Origin of the sequence: Streptomyces mayonensis (genome assembly GCF_018982965.1) — a bacterium.
GTDB classification, from domain to species: domain Bacteria; phylum Actinomycetota; class Actinomycetes; order Streptomycetales; family Streptomycetaceae; genus Streptomyces; species Streptomyces mayonensis.
On record NZ_JACBYP010000002.1, the window covers coordinates 15,610 to 39,832 of the forward strand.

Here is a 24,223-nt window from a genome sequence, read left to right on the forward strand (position 1 = left end):
GGGTCAGTCCTCCTGATCGGAAAGGTGGGTGAGCTGAGTGGGGTGGGTGAGGTGGGAAGTGGGGGCGTCTTCGGTGGCCTCGGCGAGGCGGGCGGCCAGGACCGGGCCGATCTGGGCCAGCGAGCCGGCCTCGGTCATCTTGTTGTGGCGGGTGGTGATCTCGTGCGACTCGATGTGCCCCGTGACGTACGGGCGCCAGGTCGCGGGCCCGGCGTCGTTCCCCTCGCGGTCGATGGTCGAGTTGAACAGGAGCAGGTCGCCGTCGAAGCCCGCGGGGACGAAGTCGACCGCCAGTTTCGCGTTGTTGATCATGATGTGGATGATGACCTCGATCTGCTGCTCCGTCAGGCCCTGCAGCGCGCTGCCCCGCCGGTTCAGTACCTCGGCGACCTCGGCGTAGGTCAGCTCCCGGTCGCCCAGTTCGTCCGGGTCGACGTCGAGCACACCGACGAGGACGTCCCGCTCGGTGGGCACGGGCGCCTCCTCGAACTGCACGTCCTTGACCGGGTAGGCGTCGAGGACGGCCAGCAGCGCGGTCCGCTCGCCGCGCGCCTGCAGCTCGCAGGCGAGGGCGTGGGCGATCAGCCCGCCCGCGGACCAGCCGAGCAGCAGGTACGGCCCCTGGGGCTGGATCTTGCGGATCTGGTCGGCGTAGTCCGCCGCCATCTCCTCGAAGGACGTCGGCAGGGGTTCCGGGCGGCCGAGGCCGCGCGCCTGGATCGCGTAGACGGGATGCTGGGGGCCGATGTGGTTCAGGAGTCCGCTGTACGACCAGCTGATGCCGCCGCCGGGGTGGATGCAGAACAGCGGTGTACCGGTCCCGGTCGGCCGCAGCGGCAGCACCACGTCGAGCGCGTCGTGGGGGTCGTCCATGACCAGGCGCTCGCTGAGCCCGGCCACGGTCGGTGCCTCGAACAGCATGCGCAGTCCCAGCTCCAGGCCGAGGGTCTCGCGGACGCGGGAGGCCAGGCGGGCGGCCAGCAGCGAGTGCCCGCCCAGGTCGAAGAAGTTGTCGTCGATGTGCACCTGTTCCCGGCCGAGGACCTCGGCGAAGAGGTCGCACAGCAGCTGTTCCCGCGGCGTCCGGGGGCCGCGTCCATCGCCCGTCGCCCCGTACTCGGGGGCGGGCAGGGCGGCCCGGTCCAGCTTGCCGTTGGCGGTGAGCGGCAGCGCGTCGAGGGCGACGAACGCCGACGGCACCATGTAGTCCGGCAGTTCGCGGCGCAGGCGCCCGGCGAGCGCCCGCGCCTGTGGCGTTTCGCCGGGGCCGGGGACCAGGTAGGCGACGAGGCGCTTGTCGCCGGGGCGGTCCTCGCGGGCGACCACGGCCGCCTGGGCGACGCCCGGGGAGCCGGCCAGGACCGCCTCGATCTCGCCCGGTTCGATCCGCAGGCCGCGGAGTTTGACCTGGTGGTCGGTGCGTCCGGCGAACTCCAGCGTCCCTTCGGCCGTCCACCGCGCCAGGTCGCCGGTGCGGTACATCCGGCTGCCGGGCGGTCCGTACGGGTCGGCGGTGAAGCGCTCCGCCGTCAGGCCGGACCGGCCGAGGTAGCCCCGGGCCACGCCCGTCCCCGCGAGGTACAGCTCGCCCACCAGTCCCGTGGGCACCGGCCGCAGGTGGTCGTCGAGCACGTAGGCGCGCGTGTTCGCCATCGGCGCGCCGATCGGCACGGTCGCGGCGTTCTCTGCAAGGTTCCGTACCGGGTGGCAGGTGGCCAGGGTCGTGGCCTCGGTGGGCCCGTAGCCGTTGACCACCTCGATGCCGGGGCAGGCCGCCCGCACCCGGGCGACGGCGGCCGGGGAGACCACGTCACCGCCGGTCCACACCTCGCGCACTCCCGCGAGCAGGCCCGGCCGTTCCTCGGCGACCAGGCGGAACAGCCCGGCCGTCAGCCACAGTCCGGTCACCCCGTGCGTGCCGATCGTGTGCTGCAGCAGGTCCAGGTCGAGCCGCTCGGGCGGGGCGACGACGACCGTGCCGCCGCTCAGCAGCGGTACCCACAGCTCGTAGGTCGACAGGTCGAAGGCGGTCGGGGAGTGCATCAGCACCCGCCGGTGTCCGCCCCGGTGCCACTCGGGGGCGTACGCGAGACCGACGACGTCGCGGTGGGTGACGGCCACGCCCTTGGGCCGGCCGGTCGAACCGGAGGTGTACATCACGTAGGCCAACTGGCCCGGAGCGCAGCGGACGTCAACACTGGACGGGTCCGGCTCGCCCCCGAGCAGGGCGGCCAGCGCGTCCGCGGTGAGGACCAGCCGGGCCCCGGCCTCCCGGAGGATCAGGTCGATCCTGGACTGCGGGAAGCGCGCGTCGAGGGGCACGTAGGCACCGCCTGCCTTGGTGATCGCCAGGAGTGCCACCACCAGGTCCGCCGACCGGTCGAGGAGCACCGCGACCGGGGTCTCGGGCCGTACGCCCCGGCGGACCAGTGCCCGCGCGAGACGGTTGGACCGTTCGTCGAGCTCCCGGTAGGTCAGTTCGGTGGCGCCCGCGACGACGGCGACCGCGTCCGGGGTGGCGCGCACCCGGTGGGCGAACAGCTCGGGCAGCCCCGCGTCGGGCAGCTCGACCGCGGTGCCGGTGGACGCGGACAGCAGCCGGTCGTGTTCCCCGTCCGACAGGACGTCGATCCGGCTGATCGGCCGGCCGGGGTCGGCGACCGCCGCGCGCAGCAGCCGGACCCAACGGTCGAACAGCAGCTCCACGGTGGCCGGTTCGAACAGGTCGGTGGCGTACTCCACCGCGCCGACCAGGCCGTCGGGGCCGCCGTCGGCACGGAACTGCTCGGCCAGGCTGAACGTCAGGTCGACCCGCGAGGTGCCGGTCGACGCCTCCAGGTGGCCGGTCGTCAGGCCCGGCAGCGCGAACTCGCCCACCGGTGCGTTCTGCAGGGCCAGCATGACCTGGAACAGCGGGTGGTGCGACAGCGAGCGAGCCGGGTTGACCACCTCGACCAGATACTCGAACGGCACGTCCTGGTGGTCGTACGCGGCGAGCGCCTTCTGCCGCACCCGGTCGAGGAGTTCGGCGAAGCCGGGGTCTCCGCCGGTGTCGGTGCGCAGCACCAGCGTGTTGACGAAGAAGCCGACGAGTTCGTCCAGCGCCTGGTCGGTACGGCCGGCGATCGGGCTGCCGACCGGGATGTCGGTGCCGGCGCCGAGGCGGGTGAGGAGCGCGGCGAGACCCGCCTGGAGCACCATGAACATGCTGGCGCCCTGAGCGGCGGCCAGGTCGCGCAGCGCCCGGTGCAGTTCGGGGTCGAGCGCGACGGACACCCGGCCGCCCTGCTGGGAGGCCACCGGCGGCCTGGGCCGGTCGGCGGGCAGTTCCACCTGCTGCGGGATTCCCGCCAGCTCGTCCTTCCAGTAGGCCAGTTGGCGGGCGAAGAGGCTGTCCGGGTCGGCGGTGTCGCCGAGCAGGTCGCGTTGCCAGCAGGTGTAGTCGGCGTACTGCACCGCCAGTGGCGGCCACTGCGGTTCCTCGCCGCGGCAGCGTGCCGTGTAGGCGGTCGCGAGGTCGCCGGAGAGCGGCCCCATCGACCAGCCGTCGGCGGCGATGTGGTGCACGACGACCAGCAGTACGTGCCGGTCGGGCGCGAGCGCGTACAGCTCGGCCCGGACGGGCGGCTGGGCCGCCAGGTCGAAGCCCCGCCGTGCGGTCCGGGCCAGGCGCTCGGCCGGCCGGTCCTCACCGAGGTCGACCACCGGCAGCTCGGGACGCGCCTCCTCGGGGCTCAGCACGACCTGGTACGGCACGCCGTCCGTCTCGCGGAAGACGGTCCGCAGGCTCTCGTGCCGGGCGATCACGTCCGCGAGCGCGGCGTGCAGGGCGGGGCGGTCGAGTGCGCCGGTCAGGCTGAGCGCGAGGGGCATGTTGTAGGTGGCGCTCGGACCGTCCATCCGGTGCAGGAACCACAGGCGGCGCTGGGCGAAGGACAGCTCGACCCGGTCGGGGCGCGGCCGGGCGGTCAGCGCCGGCCGTGCCGTCCCGGAACCGTCGAGGCGGGCCGCCAGTCCGGCCACCGTCGGCGTCTCGAACAGCGTACGGACTTCGAGTTCCGCGCCGAGGGTGGCCCGGACGCGGGCGGCCAGCCGGGTCGCCAGCAGCGAGTGTCCGCCGAGGTCGAAGAAGCTGTCGTCGACGCCGGCCTGGGCGAGGCCCAGCACCTCGGCGAACAGTTCGGCGAGGAGCTGTTCCTGGGGGGTGCGCGGGGCACGCCCGGTTCCGGCGGGGCCGGGGTCGGGTGCGGGCAGGGCGCGGCGGTCGAGTTTGCCGCTGGCCGTGAGCGGCAGCGTCGGCAGCGCCACGAACGCCGACGGGACCAGGTGGTCGGGCAGTCGGTCGCGCAGCCAGGTGCGGAGTCCGCCGATGAGGGCGCCGGTGCCCCGGCTGCCGGTCGGGCGGTTGGTCAGCGACGACAGCGGCCTGCCGGTGGGGAGGGCCGGCCGGTACGCCTCGACCGGCGAGCCGTGGTGCTGGACGCTCGGGTCGGTGAAGACCACGTCCAGGGCGTCGTCCGCGGTGGCCGACCAGGTGACGGCGACCCGGTGTCCGGTCCGGGCGCCGAGGGCCTGGAAGTCCTCCGGGTCGGGGAGGTCGCTCTGCTCCGGGCTGTGGAGCCGCTCCAGCAGTTCCGCGAGCGGCGCTTCGCCGTCCTGCACGGCTCGGGCCAGCGCGGACTCGCGCGCCACGCGGCGGTTCGGCACACCGGTGATGCGCAGCGGGCCGGTGTGCGGCCGGGCGAGCAGGGCGCGCAGTTCGTCGAGCCCGGCGACCTGCCTCCCCCACTCCAGCTCGGCCGGCCGGCCGGGCACGGCCGGGGCGACCGGTGGTTTGTGCAGGGTCACGTCGTAGCGGTAGCGGGTCAGTTCGTTGTGGTGGCGGCCGCGTTTGATCTCGACGCCCACCGCGCCGATGTCCGTACCGCTGTGCGTGCCGATGTCCGTACCGCTGTTCGTACCGCTGTCCGTGCCGCTGTCCCTGCCGTGCTCCCGCAGGGCGTTGAAGAAGTCCGGGTCGACCAGGAGTTCCTTCTCCACCCTGACGGCCTGCTCCACCGCGCGGCGCACCGCCGCGAGGTCGCCGTCGGCACCGGTCCGGTGCAGTTGGACGGCGGTGGCCAGCGGGCGCAGCAGCCGCAGGTTGCGGACGTCGCCGACGAAGAGCGTGCCGCCGGGGGCGAGCAGCCGCATCAGCTGCCCGATCACGTCCGCGAGGTAGTCGGCGGACGGGAAGTACTGCACGACCGAGTTGATGACGACGGTGTCGAAGTGCCCGGCCGGCAGGCCGTCGGTGTCGTGGGCCGGGCGGGTGTGCAGCACGACCCGTTCGGCCAGGTCGCTTCGGCGGGCGACCTGCGTGGTCAGCGCGTCGATCGCCGTGGCGGAGAAGTCCGTCGCCCAGTAGCTCTCGCAGTGCGGTGCGATCTGCGAGAGCAGCAGTCCGGTTCCGACGCCGACCTCCAGCACCCGGCGGGGGCGCAGCGCGAGGATGCGGTCCACGGTGGTGTCCCGCCACTCCCGCATCTGCTCGGTGGGGATCGCCTCCGCGTCGTAACTGCTGTTCCAGCCGACGAAGTTCTGGCCGAAGCCGTTCTCGGTGCCGGTGTCGGTGTCGGTGCCGGTGCCGGAGTCCTCCGGGGTGATGGGCAGGGCGTCGTAGATGTCCTGCCACTCGCTCACGTGGTCCGTTTCCAGGTCGCTGTCCCGGCGGTCGTCCTGGCGCGGGACGACATAGCCGACGAGCCGGTCGTCCCGGGCGAGGACGGCGGCCCGTGCGACGCCGGGGTGTTCGGCCAGGGCCGCCTCGACCTCGCCGGGCTCGATCCGGAAGCCGCGCACCTTGACCTGGTCGTCGGCCCGGCCGGCGTACTCCAGCCGTCCGCTGCGCCAGCGCACCAGGTCTCCGGTGCGGTACATGCGCTCACCGGCCGCGAACGGGCAGGCCACGAACCGTCCGGCGGTCAGGCCCGGCCGGTTCAGGTACCCGCGCGCCAGTCCCGCGCCCGCGACGTACAACTCTCCCGCCACGCCCGGCGGCACCGGCCGCAGCCGCTCGTCCAGCACGTACACCCGGGCGTTGGCGATCGGACGGCCGATCGGCGGCACGCCCGCTCCGGCCGGCAGCGGGTCGCTCATGGTGGCGCACACCGTGGTCTCGGTCGGGCCGTACGCGTTGATCATCCGGCGCCCGGGCGCCCAGCGGTCCACCAGCTCCGGCGGGCACGCCTCCCCCGCCACCACCAGCGTCCGCACGTCCACCGAGCCCTCCGGCACCGCGGCGAGGACGGACGGGGGCACGGTCACGTGGGTGATGCGGAGGTCCGGGTCGGTCAGTGCCGCGACCGGGTCGGCCGCCGGGGGCAGCACCAGGGTGGCGCCGCGCAGCAGCGCCGTGAAGATCTCCGACACCGAGGCGTCGAAGCTGGGCGAGGCGAACTGCAGCACTCTGCTGCCGGGTTCGATCGCGAAGCGTTCGAGCTGCGCGGCGACCAGGCTGGCGACGCCGCCGTGGCCGACCACGACACCCTTGGGACGGCCGGTCGAACCCGAGGTGTAGATCACGTAGGCCGGATGCCGGACGTCGAGCGCGACCACCGGGTCCGTCTCGGGCCGCCCGGAGACCTCGGTCACCAGCGCCGGGTCGTCGACCGTCAGGGCCGGGCGGGCGTCGTCGAGCATCTGCGTGATCCGCGCCCGCGGGTACGCCGGGTCGACGGGCAGGTAGGCGGCCCCGGCCTTCAGGACGCCCAGGACGGCCACCACGGACTCCACCGAACGCGGCAGGGCCACGGCCACCGTCTGCTCCGGACCGACACCCCTGGCGATCAGGGCGTGCGCGAACCGGTTCGCGCGGGCGTTCAGCTCCTCGTACGTCACCTCGGTGGCGCCGCGCACCAGGGCGACCGCGTCCGGTGTCGCCGTCACCTGTGCCTCGAACGCCCGCGGCACCGGGACGGCCGTCACCTCGCGGGCGGTCTCGTTGCCCCGCTCCAGCAGGAGGGTGCGTTCCTCGGCGCCGAGGATCTCGATCCGTCCGACCGGCCGGTCCGGGTCGGCGGTGACCGCCTCCAGGAGGCGCGTCCAGCGCGCCGCGAGTGCCTCGACCGTCGGGCGGTCGAACAGGTCGGTGGCGTACTCCACCGCGCCGGCGATCCCCGCCGGACCGCCGTCGGGGGCGAACTGCTCGACGAGGCTGACACCGAGGTCGAACTTGGCGGTCCCGGTGTCCACCGCGTGGGTGGTGACGTCGAGGCCCGGCAGCGTGAACCGGCCCATCGGGGCGTTCTGCACGGCCAGGACGGTCTGGAAGAGGGGGTGGTGGGACAGGGTCCTGGACGGGTTCAGCACCTCCACCAGGTGCTCGAACGGCACGTCCTGGTGCGCGTACGCCGACAGCGCCGTCTCCCGCACCCGCTCCAGCAGCTCGGTGAAGGTGGGGTCGCCGCCCGTGTCGGTGCGCAGCACCAGCGTGTTCACGAAGAAGCCGACCAGATCGTCCAGCGCCTCGTCGGTGCGCCCCGCGACCGGGCTCCCGATCGGGATGTCCGTCCCCGCGCCCAGCCGCGTGTACAGCGCCGCCAGCGCCGCCTGCAGCACCATGAACAGGCTGGCACCCGAGCGGCGCGCCAACTCCAGCAGTGCGGCGTGCAGTTCGGGGCTCATCTCCAGGCCGACATGGTCGCCGCGGCGGCCGGCCACGGCCGGCCTGGGCCGGTCGGTGGGCAGCTGGAGCAGCTCCGGCAGGCCGGACAACTGGTTCTTCCAGTAGTCGAGTTGCTCGGCATAGCGACTGTCGGGGTCGGTGGCGTCGCCGAGCAGCTCGCGCTGCCACAGCGTGTAGTCCGCGTACTGCACCGGCAGGGCGTGCCAGTGCGGCGCGCGGCCCTGGCAGCGGGCGGTGTACGCCTCGGCCAGGTCGCGTGCCAGCGGGCCGGTCGACCAGCCGTCACCCGCGATGTGGTGCATCACCAGGAGCAGCACGTGCCGGTCCGGCGCGAGCACGAACAGCTCCGCGCGCAGGGGCGCCTCCTCCTCCAGGGCGAACGGGAACCGGGCGAACTCGGCCAGCCGCTCGAACAGTTCGGCCTCCGACACCCCGATCAGCCGCGTCCGGGGCCGGGTTCCGGACGGGTCGAGGACGTGCTGTCGGGGCACGCCGGCGACCTCCGGGAAGACCGTCCGCAGGCTTTCGTGCCGGGCCACCACGTCGGCCAGCGCCTCGTCCAGCGCGGTCCGGTCGAGCGTCCCCGTCAGCCGGAGGGCGAGGGGGATGTGGTAGGTCGCGGCGGCACCGTCCATGCGGTGCAGGAACCACAGGCGGCGCTGGGCGAAGGACAGCGGTACCGCCTCGGGACGCTCGCGCCGGGTCAGCGCCGGGCGGACCGGGCCGGCCCCGGTCAGCGCCCCGGCCAGGCCCGCCACGGTGGGCGCCTGGAACAGGGTGCGCAGCGCCAGCTCCACACCGAGCACCGAACGCACCCGCGCGGCCAGCCGGGTGGCCAGCAGGGAGTGCCCGCCCAGCTCGAAGAAGTCCTCGTCGGCCCCGACCCGCGGCACGCCCAGCACCTCGGCGAACAGCTCGGCGAGGACCTGCTCCTGCGGCGTGCGCGGCGCCCGGCCACCGGCCGTCGCGACCGGCTCGGGCGCGGGCAGCGCCGCCCGGTCCAGCTTTCCGCTCGGCGTCAGCGGCAACACGTCGAGGACCACGAACCCGGACGGCACCAGGTAGTCGGGCAGCCGTTCACGCAGGTGCGCCGCCAGCTCCGCGGGGTGCAGGACGGCACCGCAGCGGGCCTCGGCGTAGCCGACGAGCCGGTCGTCCCGGGCGAGGACGGCGGCCCGGGCGACGTCCGGGTGCTCGGCCAGCGCCGTCTCGACCTCGCCGAGTTCGACGCGGAACCCTCGCACCTTCACCTGGTCGTCGGCGCGGCCCACGTACTCCAGCTCGCCGTCCGTTCGGCGGCGCACCACGTCTCCGGTGCGGTACATCGGCGCGCCCGCCGGGCCGAAGGGGCAGGCCACGAAGCGCGCGGCGGTCAGCCCGGGCCGGTTCAGGTACCCGCGCGCCAGACCGGGACCGGCGACGTACAGCTCCCCCGCCACGCCCGGCGGCACGACGCGCAGCCGCTCGTCGAGGACGTACGCCCGCAAGCCCGCGACCGGACGGCCGATGGGCGGTGCGCCGGCCGCCCCCGGGGACAGGGCGCCGCTCATGGTCGCGCACACCGTCGTCTCCGTCGGACCGTACGCGTTGAACATCCGCCTGCCCGGCGCCCAGCGGGCCACCAGCTCCGGAGCGCAGGCCTCGCCCGCGACCACCAGGGTGGTGGCCGTGAGGTCGGTGCTCTCCACCGTGGCCAGGGCCGAGGGCGGCAGGGTCACGTGAGTGACGCCGAGCCGCCGGTCCGTCAGGGCCTCCAACGGGGCCTCGGACGGGGCCAGGACGAGCGCGGCCCCCGTGAGCAGGGCGCTGCACAGGTCCCAGAAGGAGGCGTCGAAGCTGGGCGAGGCGAACTGGAGGACACGGCTGCCCGGCGCCACGCCGAGCCGGTCGACCTGCGCGGCCACCAGGCCGGACACGCCGGTGTGGCTCACCACGACGCCCTTCGGGCGGCCCGTCGAACCCGAGGTGTAGATCACGTACGCCGGGCACCGGGTGTCCACCACGACACCCGGATCGGTGTCCGGGCCGCAGGCCCCGGCCACCACGGCCGGATCGTCGACGACGACGGCCGGCCGCGCGTCGTCCAGCATGAACGCGATCCGTGCAGCCGGGTACGCCGGATCCACCGGCAGGTACGCGGCCCCGGTCTTCAGCACACCGAGGACGGCCACCACCGACTCCACCGACCGCGGCAGCGCCACCGCCACGACCTGTTCCGGTCCCGCGCCCCGGGTGAGCAGCGCGTGCGCGAACCGGTTCGCGCGGGCGTCGAGCTGCCCGTACGTCAGCTCGTCGACGCCGCACACCAGCGCCACCGCGTCCGGCGTCGCCGCGACCTGCGCCGCGAACAGCTCGGTCAGACTCGCCCCAGCCGCTCCGGCCGCCCCGGCCACCCCGCGCTCGACGGGCTCGACGGGGGGCAGCAGTTCGCGGCGTTCCCCGGCCGACAGCAGGTCGGCCTCGCCGATCGGCCGGTCGGGCGCGGCCGCCACGGCGGCGAGCAGCCTGGTCCACCGGGCGGCCAGGGCCTCGACGGTCGAGCGGTCGAACAGGTCGGTGCTGTACTCGACCGCACCGCTGAGCCCGGCCGGTGCGCCGTCCGCACCGTGCTCCTCCGCGAACCCGAAGGTCAGGTCGAGCCGCGCGGTCCCGGTGAGCACGGTCACCCCGGAGACCCTGAGGCCCGGGAACTCGAAGTCGCCGCCCGGTGCGTTCTGCACGACCAGCCCGGTCTGGAACAGCGGGTGGTGGGACAGGGACCTGGACGGGTTCAGCACCTCCACCAGGTGCTCGAACGGCACGTCCTGGTGCGCGTACGCCGACAGCGCCGTCTCCCGCACCCTTCCCAGCAGTTCGCGGAAACTCGGGTCACCGCTCGTGTCGGTCCGCAGCACCAGCGTGTTGATGAAGAACCCGACCAGGTCGTCCAGCGCCTCGTCGGTACGCCCTGCGACCGGGCTCCCGATCGCGATGTCCGTGCCCGCGCCCAGCCGCGTGTACAGCGCCGCCAGCGCCGCCTGCAGCACCATGAACAGCGTCGCGCCCGAGCGGCGCGCCAACTCCAGCAGGGAAGCGTGCAGTTCGGCGTCGATCCGCAGTTCCAGCAGGTCGCCGCCGTACGACATGGTGGCGGGGCGCGGCCGGTCGGCGGGCAGTTGCACCTGTCCGGGCAGCCCGGCCAGCGTCCTGGTCCAGTAGGCGACCTGGCGGGCGAACACGCTGTCCGCGTCCTGCTCGTCGCCGAGGATCTCGTGCTGCCACAGGGTGTAGTCGCCGTACGTCACCGGCAGCGGCGGCCAGGGCGGCGCGCCGCCGCCCCGCCGGGTGGTGTACGCGGTGGCCAGGTCGCGGGCCAGCGGGCCCATGGACCAGCCGTCCCCGACGATGTGGTGCAGGACCAGCAGCAGTACGTGCTCGTCCGGCGCGAGCGCGAACAGCTCCGCCCGCAGCGGTACTTCCGAGGTCAGGTCGAACGCCCGCACCGCGGCCTCCCGCAGCAGGGCGGGCATCTCCGCCTCACGGACGGCGCGTACGGTCAGCGGGACCGCGGCCTCCGCCGCGTCCACCACCCGCTGGCGCGGGATTCCGGCGGTGTGCGGGAAGACGGTGCGCAGGGTTTCGTGGCGGGCCGTCACGTCGGCCAGCGCGCTGTGCAGCGCGGCCCGGTCGAGGGTGCCGGAAAGGCGCAGGGCGAGGGGCATGTGGTAGGTGGCGCTCGGCGCGCCGAACCGCTGGAGGAACCAGAGCCGGCGCTGGGCGAACGACAGGGGCATCGGTTCGCGGCGGGGTCGGGGCACGAGGGGCTGCCGTGCGGTGCCCGCGCCGTGCAGTGCGGCCGCGAGCCCGGCGGGTGTCGGGGTCCGGAACAGGGCCCGCAGCTCCAGCTCGACGCCGAGGGTGGCCCGGACGCGTGAGACCAGCCGGGTGGCGAGCAACGAGTGCCCGCCCAGGTCGAAGAAGCCGTCGTCGGCCCCGACCCGCGGTACGCCCAGCACCTCGGCGAACAGCTCGGCGAGGACCTGCTCCTGCGGCGTGCGCGGCGCCCGGCCACCGGCCGTCGCGACCGGCTCGGGCGCGGGCAGCGCCGCCCGGTCCAGCTTCCCGTTCGGCGTCAGCGGCAACACGTCCAGGAGTACGAACACGGACGGCACCAGGTGGTCCGGCAGCCGTTCGCGCAGGTACGCCGCCAGCTCCGCGACGCTCACCCCGATGCCGGCCAGGGGGACCGCGTACGCGACGAGCCGGTCCTCCCGGGCGAGTACCGCGACCTGGGCGACCGCCGGGTGGGTGGCCAGCTCGGCCTCGATCTCGCCCGGCTCGACGCGGAACCCGCGGACCTTCACCTGGTGGTCCGCCCGGCCCGCGAACTCCAGCTCGCCGTCGGCGCGCCAGTGGGCCAGGTCCCCGGTGCGGTACATCAGCGCACCGGCCGGACCGTGGGGGTCGGCGACGAAGCGCGTGGCGGTGGGCCCGGGCCGGTTCAGGTAGCCGCGGGCCAGTCCCGCACCGGCGAGGTACAGCTCGCCCCGTACGCCGGGGGCGACCGGCCGCAGAGCCCCATCCAGCACGTAGGCACGGCAGTTGGCGATCGGGCGGCCGATCGGTACCGGCAGCGGGCAGTCGGCCGGCAGCGGATACGCGGTGATCACATGGGTCTCGGCGGGGCCGTAGTGGTTGTGCAGCTCCCGTCCCGGCCGGCGGGCCCGGAAGCGGCGTACGACGGCGCCGAGCCGCATCGCCTCGCCGGCCTGTGCGATCAGCCGCAGCTTCGGCAGCTCGAGCCCGGCCTCCTCGGCGGCCTCGGCCAGCGCCTCGACCACCAGGTTGGGCGCGAACAGCTCCTCGACCCCGTGCCGGTCCAGCCAGTGGGCGAACGACTCGGCGCTGCGGCGCTGCTCCTCGGTCGGCACCACCAGCGTCTTGCCGTACAGCAGCGCGGAGAGGGTCTCCTGCACCGAGACGTCGAAGCTGAGGGCGGTGAACTGCGCGGTGCGGGTGCCGGGTTCGCCGCCCACGGACCCGTGGTGCCAGGCCAGCAGGTTCAGCAGCCCGGCGGCGGGCATCACCACGGCCTTGGGCCTGCCGGTGGAACCCGAGGTGTAGATGACGTAGGCCGGGTGGCGCGGGTCCGCGGCGACGGCCGGATCGTGCTCCGGCAGGTCCCCGTCCGGGGTGACGGCCGCGAGGTCGTCGAGCACCACGGCCGGCCGCGCGTCCTCAAGCATGTACGCGATCCGGGCGGCCGGGTAGTCCGGGTCGACGGGGAGGTACGCCGCGCCCGTCTTGAGTACGGCGAGGACGGCGACCACCAGCTCGGCGGAGCGCGGCAGCCGCAGCGCGACGACCTGCTCGGGCCCGGCCCCGCGTGCGATCAGCGCGTGTGCCAGGCGGTTGGCCCTGCGGTTCAGCTCCCGGTAGGTCAGCACGGTGTCCTCGAACACCACCGCCGGTGCCTCGGGGGCCGACCGGACCTGCGCCTCGAAGAGCGCGGGCAGGCCTGCGCCGGGCAGCGGGCGGGCGGTGTCGTTGCGTACGACCAGCAGTTCGTGCCGTTCTGCGGCGGTGAGGACGTCGATCCGGCTCAGCGGCAGGTCCGGCTCGGCGACCGCGGACGCCAGCAGCCGCAGCCAGCGGGCGACGAGTGCCTCCACCGTGGCGGCGTCGAAGAGGTCGGTGCTGTACTCGACCCGTCCGACGATGCCCTCGGCCGGCCCGCCGGTGCCGCCGCGCTCCAGCAGGTGGATGCCGAGGTCGAACATCGTCGTCGGCGTCCGTACCAGGGCGATCTCGGCGGACAGGCCGCTGAGGGCGAACTCGGTGCGGGGCACGTTCTGCAGCGCGAGCAACACCTGGAACAGCGGCTGACGGGCGAGCGACCGGGACGGGTTGAGGGCCTCGACGACGTGCTCGAACGGCAGGTCCTGGTGCGCGTACGCGGCGAGTGCGTCCTCACGGACCCGGCCGAGCAGCTGGGCGAAGGTGGGGTCGCCGCCGGTGTCCGTGCGGAGCACCAGGGTGTTGACGAAGAATCCGACGAGGTCGTCCAGGGCCTGGTCGGTCCGTCCGGCGATCAGGCTGCCGACGGGGATGTCCTGCCCCGCGCCGAGCTTGTCCAGCAGCGCGGCCAGTCCGGCCTGCAGCACCATGTACACGCTGGCGCCGTGCTCCCGGCCCAGGCGGACCAGTCCGGCGTGCAGTTCGGCGTCGAGTTCTACGGCGAGGTGGCCGCCGGAGTGGGAGGGGGTCGCGGGGCGGGGCCGGTCGGCGGGGAGCCTGATCTGTTCCGGCAGGTCCGTCAGCCGCTCGGTCCAGTAGGCCCGCTGGCGGGCGAAGAGGCTGTCCGGGTCGGCCGGGTCGCCGAGCAGTTCGTGCTGCCACAGGGTGTAGTCGGCGTACTGCACCGGCAGTTCCGCCCACCGCGGTTCCTCGTCGCGGCAACGGGCCGCGTACGCGGTGGCCAGGTCGGCGGCGAGCGGGCCGAGCGACCATCCGTCACCGGCGATGTGGTGCATCACCAGGAGCAGGACGTGTTCGTCCGCCGAGAGCCTGAACACCTGGGCACGAAGGGGTGGTTGGGTGGCGAGGTCGAATCCGCGCGCGGCGGCCGCCGTCAACAGGCCGGGCAGGGACCTGTCTTCGGCGGGGCCGACCGACAGTTCCGGGCGAGTCCGGGCGGCGGCCAGCACCTGCTGGTGGGGCACTCCGTCGGCGGCCGGGTAGACGGTGCGCAGGGTCTCGTGCCGGGCGACGACATCGCCCAGCGCCGCCTCCAGGGCGGCCAGGTCCAGCGGCCCGGTGAGCCGCCACGCGAGCGGCATGTTGTAGACCGAGTCGGCGCCCTCCATCTGGCGCAGGAACCAGAGCCTGTGCTGCGCGGACGACAACGGGACCCGCTCGGGCCGCTCCGCCCGCCGCAGGGCGAGCCGGGCCCCGTCCGCGCCGTCCAGCGCGGCGGCCAGCCCGGCCACCGTCGGGGTCCGGAACAGGGCGCGCAGCGGCATCTCCACGTCCAGGGAGGCACGGACCCGGGCCACGAGCCGGGTGGCCAGCAGGGAGTGCCCGCCCAGGTCGAAGAAGTCGTCGTCGGCCCCGACCTCGGGCAGGCCCAGCACCTCGGCGAACAGCCCTGCCAGTACCTGTTCCCGGGGCGTGCGCGGGGCCCGGCCGGACCGGGGCGCGGTGACGGCGGGCTCGGGCAGCGCACGCCGGTCCAGTTTGCCGCTGGTGTTCAGCGGCAGGGCGTCCAGGAGGACGAACACGGCGGGCACCATGTAGTCGGGCAGCCGCTCGCGCAGGTGCGCCCGCAGGTCCTCCGGCCGGGGTTCCGCCCCGGTGGCGGGCACCGGGTAGGCGACCAGGCGGGTGTCCCCCGCTCGGTCCCGCCGGACGGCCACGGCGGCCCGGGCGACCTGCGGGTGTTCCGTCAGGGCAGCCTCGATCTCGCCGAGCTCGATCCGGAAGCCGCGGATCTTGACCTGGTCGTCGGTGCGGCCGAGGAACTCCAGGTTCCCGTCCGCGCCCCAGCGCACCAGGTCACCGGTGCGGTACATCCGCGTACCGGCCGGCCCGGACGGGTCCGCCACGAAGCGGCCCGCGGTGAGTCCCGGCCGGTTCAGATAGCCGCGCGCCAGTCCCGCGCCCGCGATGTACAGCTCGCCCGGCACGCCGGCGGGCACCGGCCGCAGGGCGGCGTCGAGCACGTGCAGCCGGACGCCGCCGAGCGGCCGGCCGATCACCTGGTGCGGGCTCGACCCCAGCGGGGCGACGACCGAGTCCACCGTGCACTCGGCCGGACCGTAGTAGTTCACGGAGTCCACTCCGTCGGCCGCCCGCAGCCGCTCCCAGAGCTGCTCGGGGACGGCCTCGCCGCCCAGCCCGACGAACGAGGGGCGCCACCGCGGGTGGTCCAGCAGGCCGTGGTCCACGAGGACCTGCACGTACGACGGGGTGCCGCCGACGGTGTCGAGGCCGGCGCGCGCGGCGTACTCGAGGTAGGCGTCGGGGTCGGTCCAGGTCGCCTCGTCCAGCACGTGCAGCTCGTGCCCGGCGTACAGGGCGAACAGCTGGTCGCAGGATGCGTCGAACGACACGGACGTGGTGAGCCCCACCCGCATCCGCTCGCCCGTCCGGAAGATCAGCGGGCACTGGTCGGCGAACAGGTTGGCCAGGCTCCCGTGCGTCACGACCACGCCCTTGGGCCTGCCGGTGGACCCGGAGGTGTGGATGACGTAGACGGGGTGGTCCGGGTCGACGGCCACCGCGGGGTCCGTCGACGGGCACCCGGCCACCGGTGCGGCCGTTCCCGGGTCGTCGGCCACCAGCCACCGGGCACAGCCGGTCTCCGGCAGCCGGCCTCGGGTGCGGGCGTCGGTCACCCCGAGGACCGGCCGGGCGTCGTCGAGCATGTACGCGATCCGCGCGGCCGGATACCCGGGGTCGACCGGCAGGTAGGCGGCGCCGGTCTTCAGTACCGCGAGGAGGGCCACCACCAGCTCGGCCGAGCGCGGCAGGGCCACCGCCACCAGCCGCTCGGGGCCCGCGCCCCGCGCGATCAGCGCATGGGCCAGCCGGTTCGCCCGCGCGTCCAGTTCCGCGTACGTCAGCGTGGCGTCCGGGCCCACCACGGCGACGGCGTCCGGCCTGGCGCTGACCTGGTGCCGGAACAGCTCGGGCAGGCTTCCGGGGAGGGCCGGGGCGGCCGGGCCGGTGCCCAGCGCCGTCAGCTCGCGGTGCTCCTCGGCGGTGAGCAGGCCGAACCGGCTGATCCGCGTCCGCGGGTCGGCGACCGCGGCGGTGAGCAGCCGGACCCACCGGCCGAACATCGTCTCGACGGTGGCCGGGTCGTACAGGTCGGTGGTGTACTCGACGGTCCCGTCGATCCCCTGCGGGGAGCCCGCCTCGGCGTGCCGCTCGGAGAGGGTGAAGATCAGGTCGAGCTTGGCCGTGGCCGACTCCGACGGCAGGTCGGCCACGCGCAGGCCGGACGGCGCGAAGTCGGCCCGGGGCGCGTTCTGCAGCACCAGCATGATCTGGAACAGCGGGTGGTGGGCCAGCGACCGGGCCGGGTTGAGGGCCTCTACCAGGTACTCGAAGGGAAGGTCCTGGTGCGCGTACCCGGCCAGCGCGGTCTCCCGGACACGGTCCAGCAGTTCGGCGAAGGTGGGATCGCCCGAGGTGTCGGTGCGGAACACCAGGGTGTTGACGAAGGAGCCGACCAGCTCGTCCTGCGCCTGGTCGGTCCGGCCCGCGACCGGACTGCCGACCGGGATGTCGTCGCCCGCGCCGAGCTTGCTCAGCAGCACCGCCAGCCCGGCCTGGAGCACCATGAACACACTGGCGCCGTGGGCGCGGGCCAACTCGTGCAGTCCGCGGTGCAGTTCGGCGTCCAGCTCGACCCGCACGGAGCCGCCCCGGTGGGAGGCGACCGCCGGACGGGGCCGGTCGCCGGGCAGCTCGAGCTGCTCGGGCAGGCCGGCCAGCTGCCGGGTCCAGTAGGCCGTCTGGCGGGCGAACAGGCTGTCCTCGTCGGCCGCGTCGCCGAGCAGTTCGTGCTGCCACAGGGTGTAGTCGGCGTACTGGACCGGCAGTTGCTCCCACTGCGGTTCCCCGCCTCGGCGGCGCGCCGCGTAGGCGGTGGTCAGTCCGTGCGCGAGCGGGCCGAGCGACCAGCCGTCACCGGCGATGTGGTGGAGCACCACCTGGAACACGTGCTCGTCGGCCGCCAGCTCGAACAGCCCGGCGCGCAGAGGCACGTCGGCCGCCAGCTCGAACGGGCGGGCCTGGGCCTCGGCCAGAGCAGCCGGCAGCCCGTCCTCGGTGACCCGGGCCACCGGCAGCCGCGGACGGGCCGCCTCGACGTCCAGCACCTGCTGGTACGGTACGCCGTCCACCGCCGGGAAGACGGTGCGCAGGCTCTCGTGCCGGGCCACCACGTCCGCCACGGCGGCCTCCAGGGCCCGCCGGTCGAGGTCGCCGGACAGCCGCCAGGCGAGGGAGATGTGATAGTTCGCGCCGTCTTCCTCCAGCTGGTGCAGGAAACACAGCCGCCGCTGCGCGAACGACAGCGGGATCGTCCCGGGGCGCTCGCGGCGTACCAGGGCGGCCTGCGCGGGTCCGGCGGCGGGCAGCGCGGCGGCGAGGGCTGCCGGGGTCGGCGCCTCGAACAGGGTGCGCAGCGGCATCTCCACGCCGAGGGTCGCGCGGATCCGGGCGGCCAGCCGGGTGGCCAGCAGCGAGTGCCCGCCCAGGTCGAAGAAGCCGTCCTCGGCGCCGGCCGACGCGACGCCCAGGACCTCGGCGAACAGGTCGCAGAGGACCTTCTCCCGCGGGGTGCGCGGCGCGCGGGCGGTGGCGGCGGTGGTGAGGTCGGGGGCGGGCAGGGCCCGGTGGTCCAGCTTGCCGTTGGCGGTCAGCGGCAGCGCGTCGAGGACGACGAACGCCGACGGCACCATGTGCTCCGGCAGCCGCTCGCGCAGGTGGGCGCGGAGGTCGGCCGGGGCCGGGGCGTCGGTCGCGTTCACGGCCGGGGCCGGGATCGGTACGTCCGCCACGGCCGGGTCCGGCGCCTCTCCCGCTCCCGCACCGGCCGCGTCGCCCGCCGTCGGCACCAGGTAGGCGACCAGCCGGGTGTCGTCGGTGCGGTCCTGCCGGGCCAGGACGGCGACCTGGGCGACGGCGGGGTGCGCGGCCAGTACCGCCTCGATCTCGCCCAGCTCGATCCGGAACCCGCGCACCTTCACCTGCTGGTCGGCCCGGCCGACGTAGCGCAGACCGCCGTCCGCCGCGCGGCGCACCACGTCGCCGCTGCGGTACATCCGCGCTCCCGGCGCTCCGAACGGGTCGGCCACGAAGCGCCCGGCGGTCAGGCCGGGACGGTCCAGGTAGCCGCGCGCCAGTCCGGCGCCCGCGACGTACAGCTCGCCGGGCACGCCCGGGGCCACCGGCCGCAGGTGGGCGTCCAGCACGTACGTCCGCAGGTCCGGAAGGGCCGCGCCGATCCGTCCGGCGGCCGTCTGAGCCCGGTCGAGCGCGGCGTGGGTGACGTGCACCGTGGTCTCGGTGATGCCGTACATGTTGACCAGGCGCGGCGCGTCGTCCGGATGGCGCTCGTACCAGCTCGCCAGCCGGGCGTGCTCCAGCGCCTCGCCGCCGAACACCACCGTGCGCAGCGCGAGCGGACGGCCGGTGTCCGCGGCCTCCGCGTCCGCCTGCATCAGCTGGTAGAACGCGGACGGCGTCTGGTTGAGCACGGTCACCCGTTCACGGGCGAGGAGTTCCAGGAAGCGGCCGGGCGAGCGGCTGGTCTCGTGGTCCACGACCACCAGACGCCCGCCGTGCAGCAGCGGCCCCCACAGCTCCCACACCGAGAAGTCGAAGGCGTAGGAGTGGAAGAGCGTCCAGACGTCCTCGGCACCGAAGCCGAACAGTTCCTCGGTGGTGCCGAACAGCCGCACCACGTTGCGGTGCGGGACCACCACGCCCTTGGGCTCGCCGGTGGATCCGGAGGTGTGGATGACGTACGCCGCATGACCGGGGTCGAGGGGAACCTCCGGGTCCGTGTCCGGCAGGCCGTCCAGGCCGGTGGCGTCCAGCGGCAGCCGTTCCACCGCCTCCGCACCCGGCAGGTCGCCGGTCCCGCCCGTGGTCACGAGGAGGGCGGGGCGGGCGTCCCGGAGCAGGTACGCGATGCGCGCGGCCGGGTAGTCCGGGTCCACGGGAACGTAGGCGCCGCCCGCCTTCAGCACGGCGAGCACCGCCACCACCTGCTCCGCCGAGCGAGGCAGGGCCAGCGCCACCCGCTGCTCCGGGCCCACTCCCCTGGCGATCAGGGCGTGCGCGAGACGGTTGGCGCGGGCGTTCAACTCGCCGTAGGTCAGGGTGACATCGCCGTCGGTGAGGGCGGCGGCGGACGGGGTGGCCCGCACCTGCCGCTCGAACAGCGCGGGCAGGGTGCTCGTCGAGGACGCCGCGCTCCGGTCGGCGGGTGCGGGGAGCAGCGCACGGATTTCCCCGGCGGACAGCACGTCCACCCGGCCGATCCTGCGGCCCGGGTCGGCGACGAAGGCGCGCAGCAGCGTCAGCCAGCGCTCGACGATGCCGGTCACGGTGGCCGCGTCGAACAGGTCGGTGCTGTACTCCACCACGCCCGACAGGCCGTCGCCACCGGGCTGTTCGGCCAGGACGAAGGTCAGGTCGCACTTGGCCGTCCCGGTGTGCACCAAGTCGGCCGCCACCCTCAGCCGGGGCAGGTCGAAAGTGCCGAGGGGCGCGTTCTGAAGCGTGAGCATGGTCTGGAACAGCGGGTGGTGCGCCAGCGACCTGGAGGGGTTCAGGGCCTCCACGAGGTGCTCGAACGGCACGTCCTGGTGCGCGTACGCCGCCAGCGCGTCGGCGCGCACCCGGCCCAGCAGTTCGGTGAACGACGGGTCGCCGGAGAGGTCGGTGCGCAGCACGAGGGTGTTGACGAAGAAGCCGATCAGGTCGTCCGCGGCCTCGTCGGTGCGTCCGGCGACCGGCGTGCCCACGGGTACGTCGGTGCCCGCGCCCAGCTTGCCCAGCAGGGCGGCCAGACCGGCCTGGAGCACCATGAAGAGGCTGGCCCCGCCGTCGCGGGCGAGCGTCCGCAGGCCCTGGTGCAGTGCGGCGTCGATCCGCACCGGCAGGTGGGCGCCGCGGTGGGACGCCACGGCCGGCCGGGGCCGGTCGAACGGCAGCTCCACCTGCTCGGGAAGACCGGCCAACTGCCGGCGCCAGTAGGCGAGCTGGCTGTTCAGGAGGCTGTCCCGGTCGGCGGCGTCGCCCAGCAGCTCCCGCTGCCAGACCGTGTAGTCGGCGTACTGGACGGGCAGCGGCTGCCACTGCGGCTTGGCGCCCTCGGCGCGGGCCGCGTAGGCGGTCGTGAGGTCCCGTGAGAGCGGCCCCGTCGACCAGCCGTCGCCGGCGATGTGGTGCACCACGAGGAGCAGCACGTGCTCCTCGGGCGTCAGCCGGAAGAGTTCGGCGCGCAGCGGCGGTTCCTCGGCGAGGTCGAAGCCGTACCGGGCCGCCCGCGCCAGCCGCTCCGGCAGCTCGCGTTCCCCGAGGTCGGTCGTGCGCAGCCGGGGCCGGGCCTCCTCCGGGCCCAGCACCCTTTGGCACGGCACGCCGTCGACCGCCGGGAAGACGGTGCGCAGGCTCTCGTGCCGCTCGGCCACGTCCGCCAGGGCGGCCTGCAGGGCCCGCTGGTCCAGGTCTCCGGACAGCCGCAGGGCCAGCGGGATGTTGTAGGTGGCGCTCGGGCCCTCCATGCGGTGCAGGAACCACAGCCGGCGCTGCGCGAAGGACAGCGGGACCACGTCGGGCCGCTCGCGGGGCTCCAGCGCGGGACGGGCCCGGCCCGCGGCGTCCACGGCCACCGCCAGCTCCGCGGCGGTCGGCGCGTCGAACAGGTCGCCGAGCCGCAGTTCCACGCCGAGGACCGGGCGGATCCGGGCGATCAGGCGGGTGGCCAGCAGTGAGTGCCCGCCGAGGTCGAAGAAGTTGTCGTCCGGGCCGGGCCCGGTCACCCCGAGCACCTCGGCGAACAGCCCGACGAGCAGGTGCTCGGTCGCGGTGCGCGGGGCGCGGCCCGGCGCGGCGGGCCGCGACTCGGGCTCCGGGAGGGCCCGCCGGTCGAGCTTCCCGTTCGGGGTCAGCGGCAGCGCGTCCAGCAGCACGTACGCGGCCGGCACCATCGGTCGGGGCAGCCGGTCCCGCAGGTGGTCGCGCAGGGCGGCGCCTGTGACGGTGGCGCCGGGCTCGGGCACCGCGTAGGCGACCAGCCGGGGTTCCTCCTCGGTGCGGACCGCCACGGCGGCCCGGGAGACCCCGGGGTGCTCGGCGAGGACGGCCTCGATCTCGCCGAGCTCGATCCGGAAGCCGCGGATCTTGACCTGGTCGTCGGTGCGGCCGAGGAACTCCAGGTTCTGGTCCGGGTTCCAGCGCACCAGGTCACCGGTGCGGTACATCCGCGTGCCGGCCGGCCCGGACGGGTCCGCCACGAAGCGGCCCGCGGTGAGTCCCGGCCGGTTCAGATAGCCGCGCGCCAGTCCCGCGCCCGCGATGTACAGCTCGCCCGGCACACCGGCCGGCAACGGCCGCAGGGCGCCGTCGAGCACGTACAGCCGGGTGTTGGTGACCGGCCGCCCGATCACCGGGCGGGGGCTCGACTCCAGGGGGGCGACGACCGAGTTGACGGTGCATTCGGACGGTCCGTAGAGGTTGAGGCAGGACACGCCCTCCGCGGCGCGCAGTTGCTCCCACAGCGTCTCCGGGACGGCCTCGCCGCCCGCTCCGACCAGTGCCGGGCGCCGCTGCGGGTCGTCCAGCAGCCCGTGGGAGAGCAGCTCTTGGAGGTAGGAGGGGGTGGCTTCCAGGTAGTCCAGTCCGCGGCGCGCCGTGTAGGCGACGAGGGCGGCGGGGTCGGTCCAGGTCGCGTGGTCCAGGACGTGCAGCTCGTGGCCGTCGAAGAGGGCGAGCAGCTGGTTCCAGGAGGCGTCGAAGGAGACCGAGGTGGTCAGCGCCACCCGCAGCCGCTGCCGTGTCCTCAGCAACGGCGCGAAGTGCGCCTGCCGGAGGTCGGTGAGCAGATCGAGCAGTCCGCCGTGGGTCGGCAGCACGCCCTTGGGCCGTCCGGTGGAGCCGGAGGTGTGGATGACGTACGCCGGCAGGCGGGGGTCGACGGCCACCGTCGGGTCGGCCGCTGGGCAGGCGGCCACCAGGGCGGCCGTCTCCGGGGCGTCGAGCACGAGCCGGTCGGGCCGGGACCCGGCCGGTGGCAGTCGCCGTGCGCTGCGGGAGTCCGTCACCAGCAGGGCCGGCCGGGCGTCGTCGAGGAGGCAGGTGATCCGGGCGGCCGGGTACTCGGGGTCGACCGGCACGTACGCCGCCCCGGTCTTCAGCACGGCGAGGAGGGCCACCACCAGCTCGGCCGAGCGCGGCAGGGCCACCGCCACCAGTCGCTCGGGGCCCGCGCCCCGCGCGATCAGCGCATGGGCCAGCCGGTTCGCCCGCGCGTCCAGTTCCGCGTACGTCAGCGAGACGTCGCCGCACACCAGCGCGACCAGGTCCCCGGTCGCCCGGACGTGCCGGCGGAACAGCTCCGGCAGGCTCGTGGCAGAGGCGGAGGCGGGGGCGGAGGGGCCGGTGCCGAGCACGGTCAGCTCGCGGTGCTCCTCGGCGGTGAGCAGTCCGATCCGGCCCACCGGCTCGTCCTGGTCGCGGTCCGCGAGGGTGTCGAGGAGCGCGAGCAGCCGCTCCTGGTGGCCGGACAGGTCGCCGGGTCCGTACGCCTCGGGCGAGCCGTGCAGCCGGAGCAGCGGCGGGTTGCCGTCGCGGTAGTCGAAGACCCAGACGGCGAGATCGGTGGTCGCCCCGGAGACGAAGTGGTGCACGGAGGCCGGGTGTCCGGCGAAGCTCGGCCGGGAGTTGAAGGCCATGATGTTGACGATCAGCGGGAACGCCGTCCCGATGCCGCCCGGGACGCCGAGGTCCCGCAGCAGGTCCTCGCTGCGGTACCGCTCGTGCGCGACGGCCCTGTCGATCTCCCGCGCCGCCTGGGCGACGAGTTCCCGCCACGGCATGTCCGGGCGCACCGTCAGCCGCAGCGGCACCACGTTGGACGTCGTGCCGGGCACCGCCGTCAGGTCGCGGTCGGCGCCCCGGCGGGCGGTGACGGGCAGGGCGAGCACCACGTCCCGGTCGCCGGTCAGCCGGTGGACGTAGAGGGCCGTCGCCGCGACCAGCAGCCGGGACCACCGGACGCCGGAGCGTTCCGCCGCCGCGCGCAGGGCGCCGGGGCGGCGCAGTTCCCGCTCCCCGGCCACGAGGAGGGGGCGGTACGGGTCGGTCGCGGAGGTGCCGGCGAGCCGGGTCGGGGCGGGCAGGTCGGCGAAGTGCTCCGTCCAGTGGGCGCGGTCGGCGGCGAAGTCGGCGGAGGCGCGGTAGGCGGTGTCGCTGTCGACGAGGTCCCGCAGCGGGCCGAACGGGCTGGGCGGTACGGCACCGTCCCCGGCCAGTGCCGAGTACACGTCGCCGACCCGCTGCCGGACCATGGAGCTGCTGATGGCGTCCAGTACCAGGTGGTGGTAGTTCAGGTACCAGAGGTACTCCGTCGGTGAGGCCTTGATCAGGGCGTGGCCGAACAGCGGGTCGCGGGTGGGGTCCAGCGGGCGCCGCAGGTCCCGCTCCATCCAGGCCAGGGCCGCCGTCCGCGGGTCGGGCTCCCCGCTCAGGTCGAGGTGGACCGGTGCCCAGTCCCAGTGCTCCCGGAGGATCTGCCGCGGTCCCTCGCCGTCGTCGGCGAAGGTGACGTGCAGGGCGTCGACCTCGTCGACCACCCGGCGCAGCGCCCTCTCGAACAGCTCCCGGTCCACCGGCCCGTGGATCTCCAGGCACTCGCCGACGCGGTAGCCCGCGATCGGGGTCCGGGAGCTCTGCTCGGCGAGCCAGATCTCGCGTTGGGCCGCGGTCAGGGGAAGGGCGTCACCGTCGCGACGGGACAGACGGGACATGGGGTACCTCCGAGAGTGTGGGCAGGCG

1 protein-coding gene is annotated in these 24,223 nt (G+C 74.7%); it reads right to left on the bottom strand.

Annotated elements, in window-relative coordinates; translation table 11 throughout:
• Positions 1–3 precede the first annotated feature (3 nt).
• Positions 4–24,186 (bottom strand): non-ribosomal peptide synthase/polyketide synthase, encoded by a 24,183-nt coding sequence (locus HZS56_RS01025; RefSeq protein ID WP_216718773.1) that lies wholly within the window; start codon positions 24,184–24,186, stop codon positions 4–6.
• Positions 24,187–24,223: the final 37 nt, after the last annotated feature.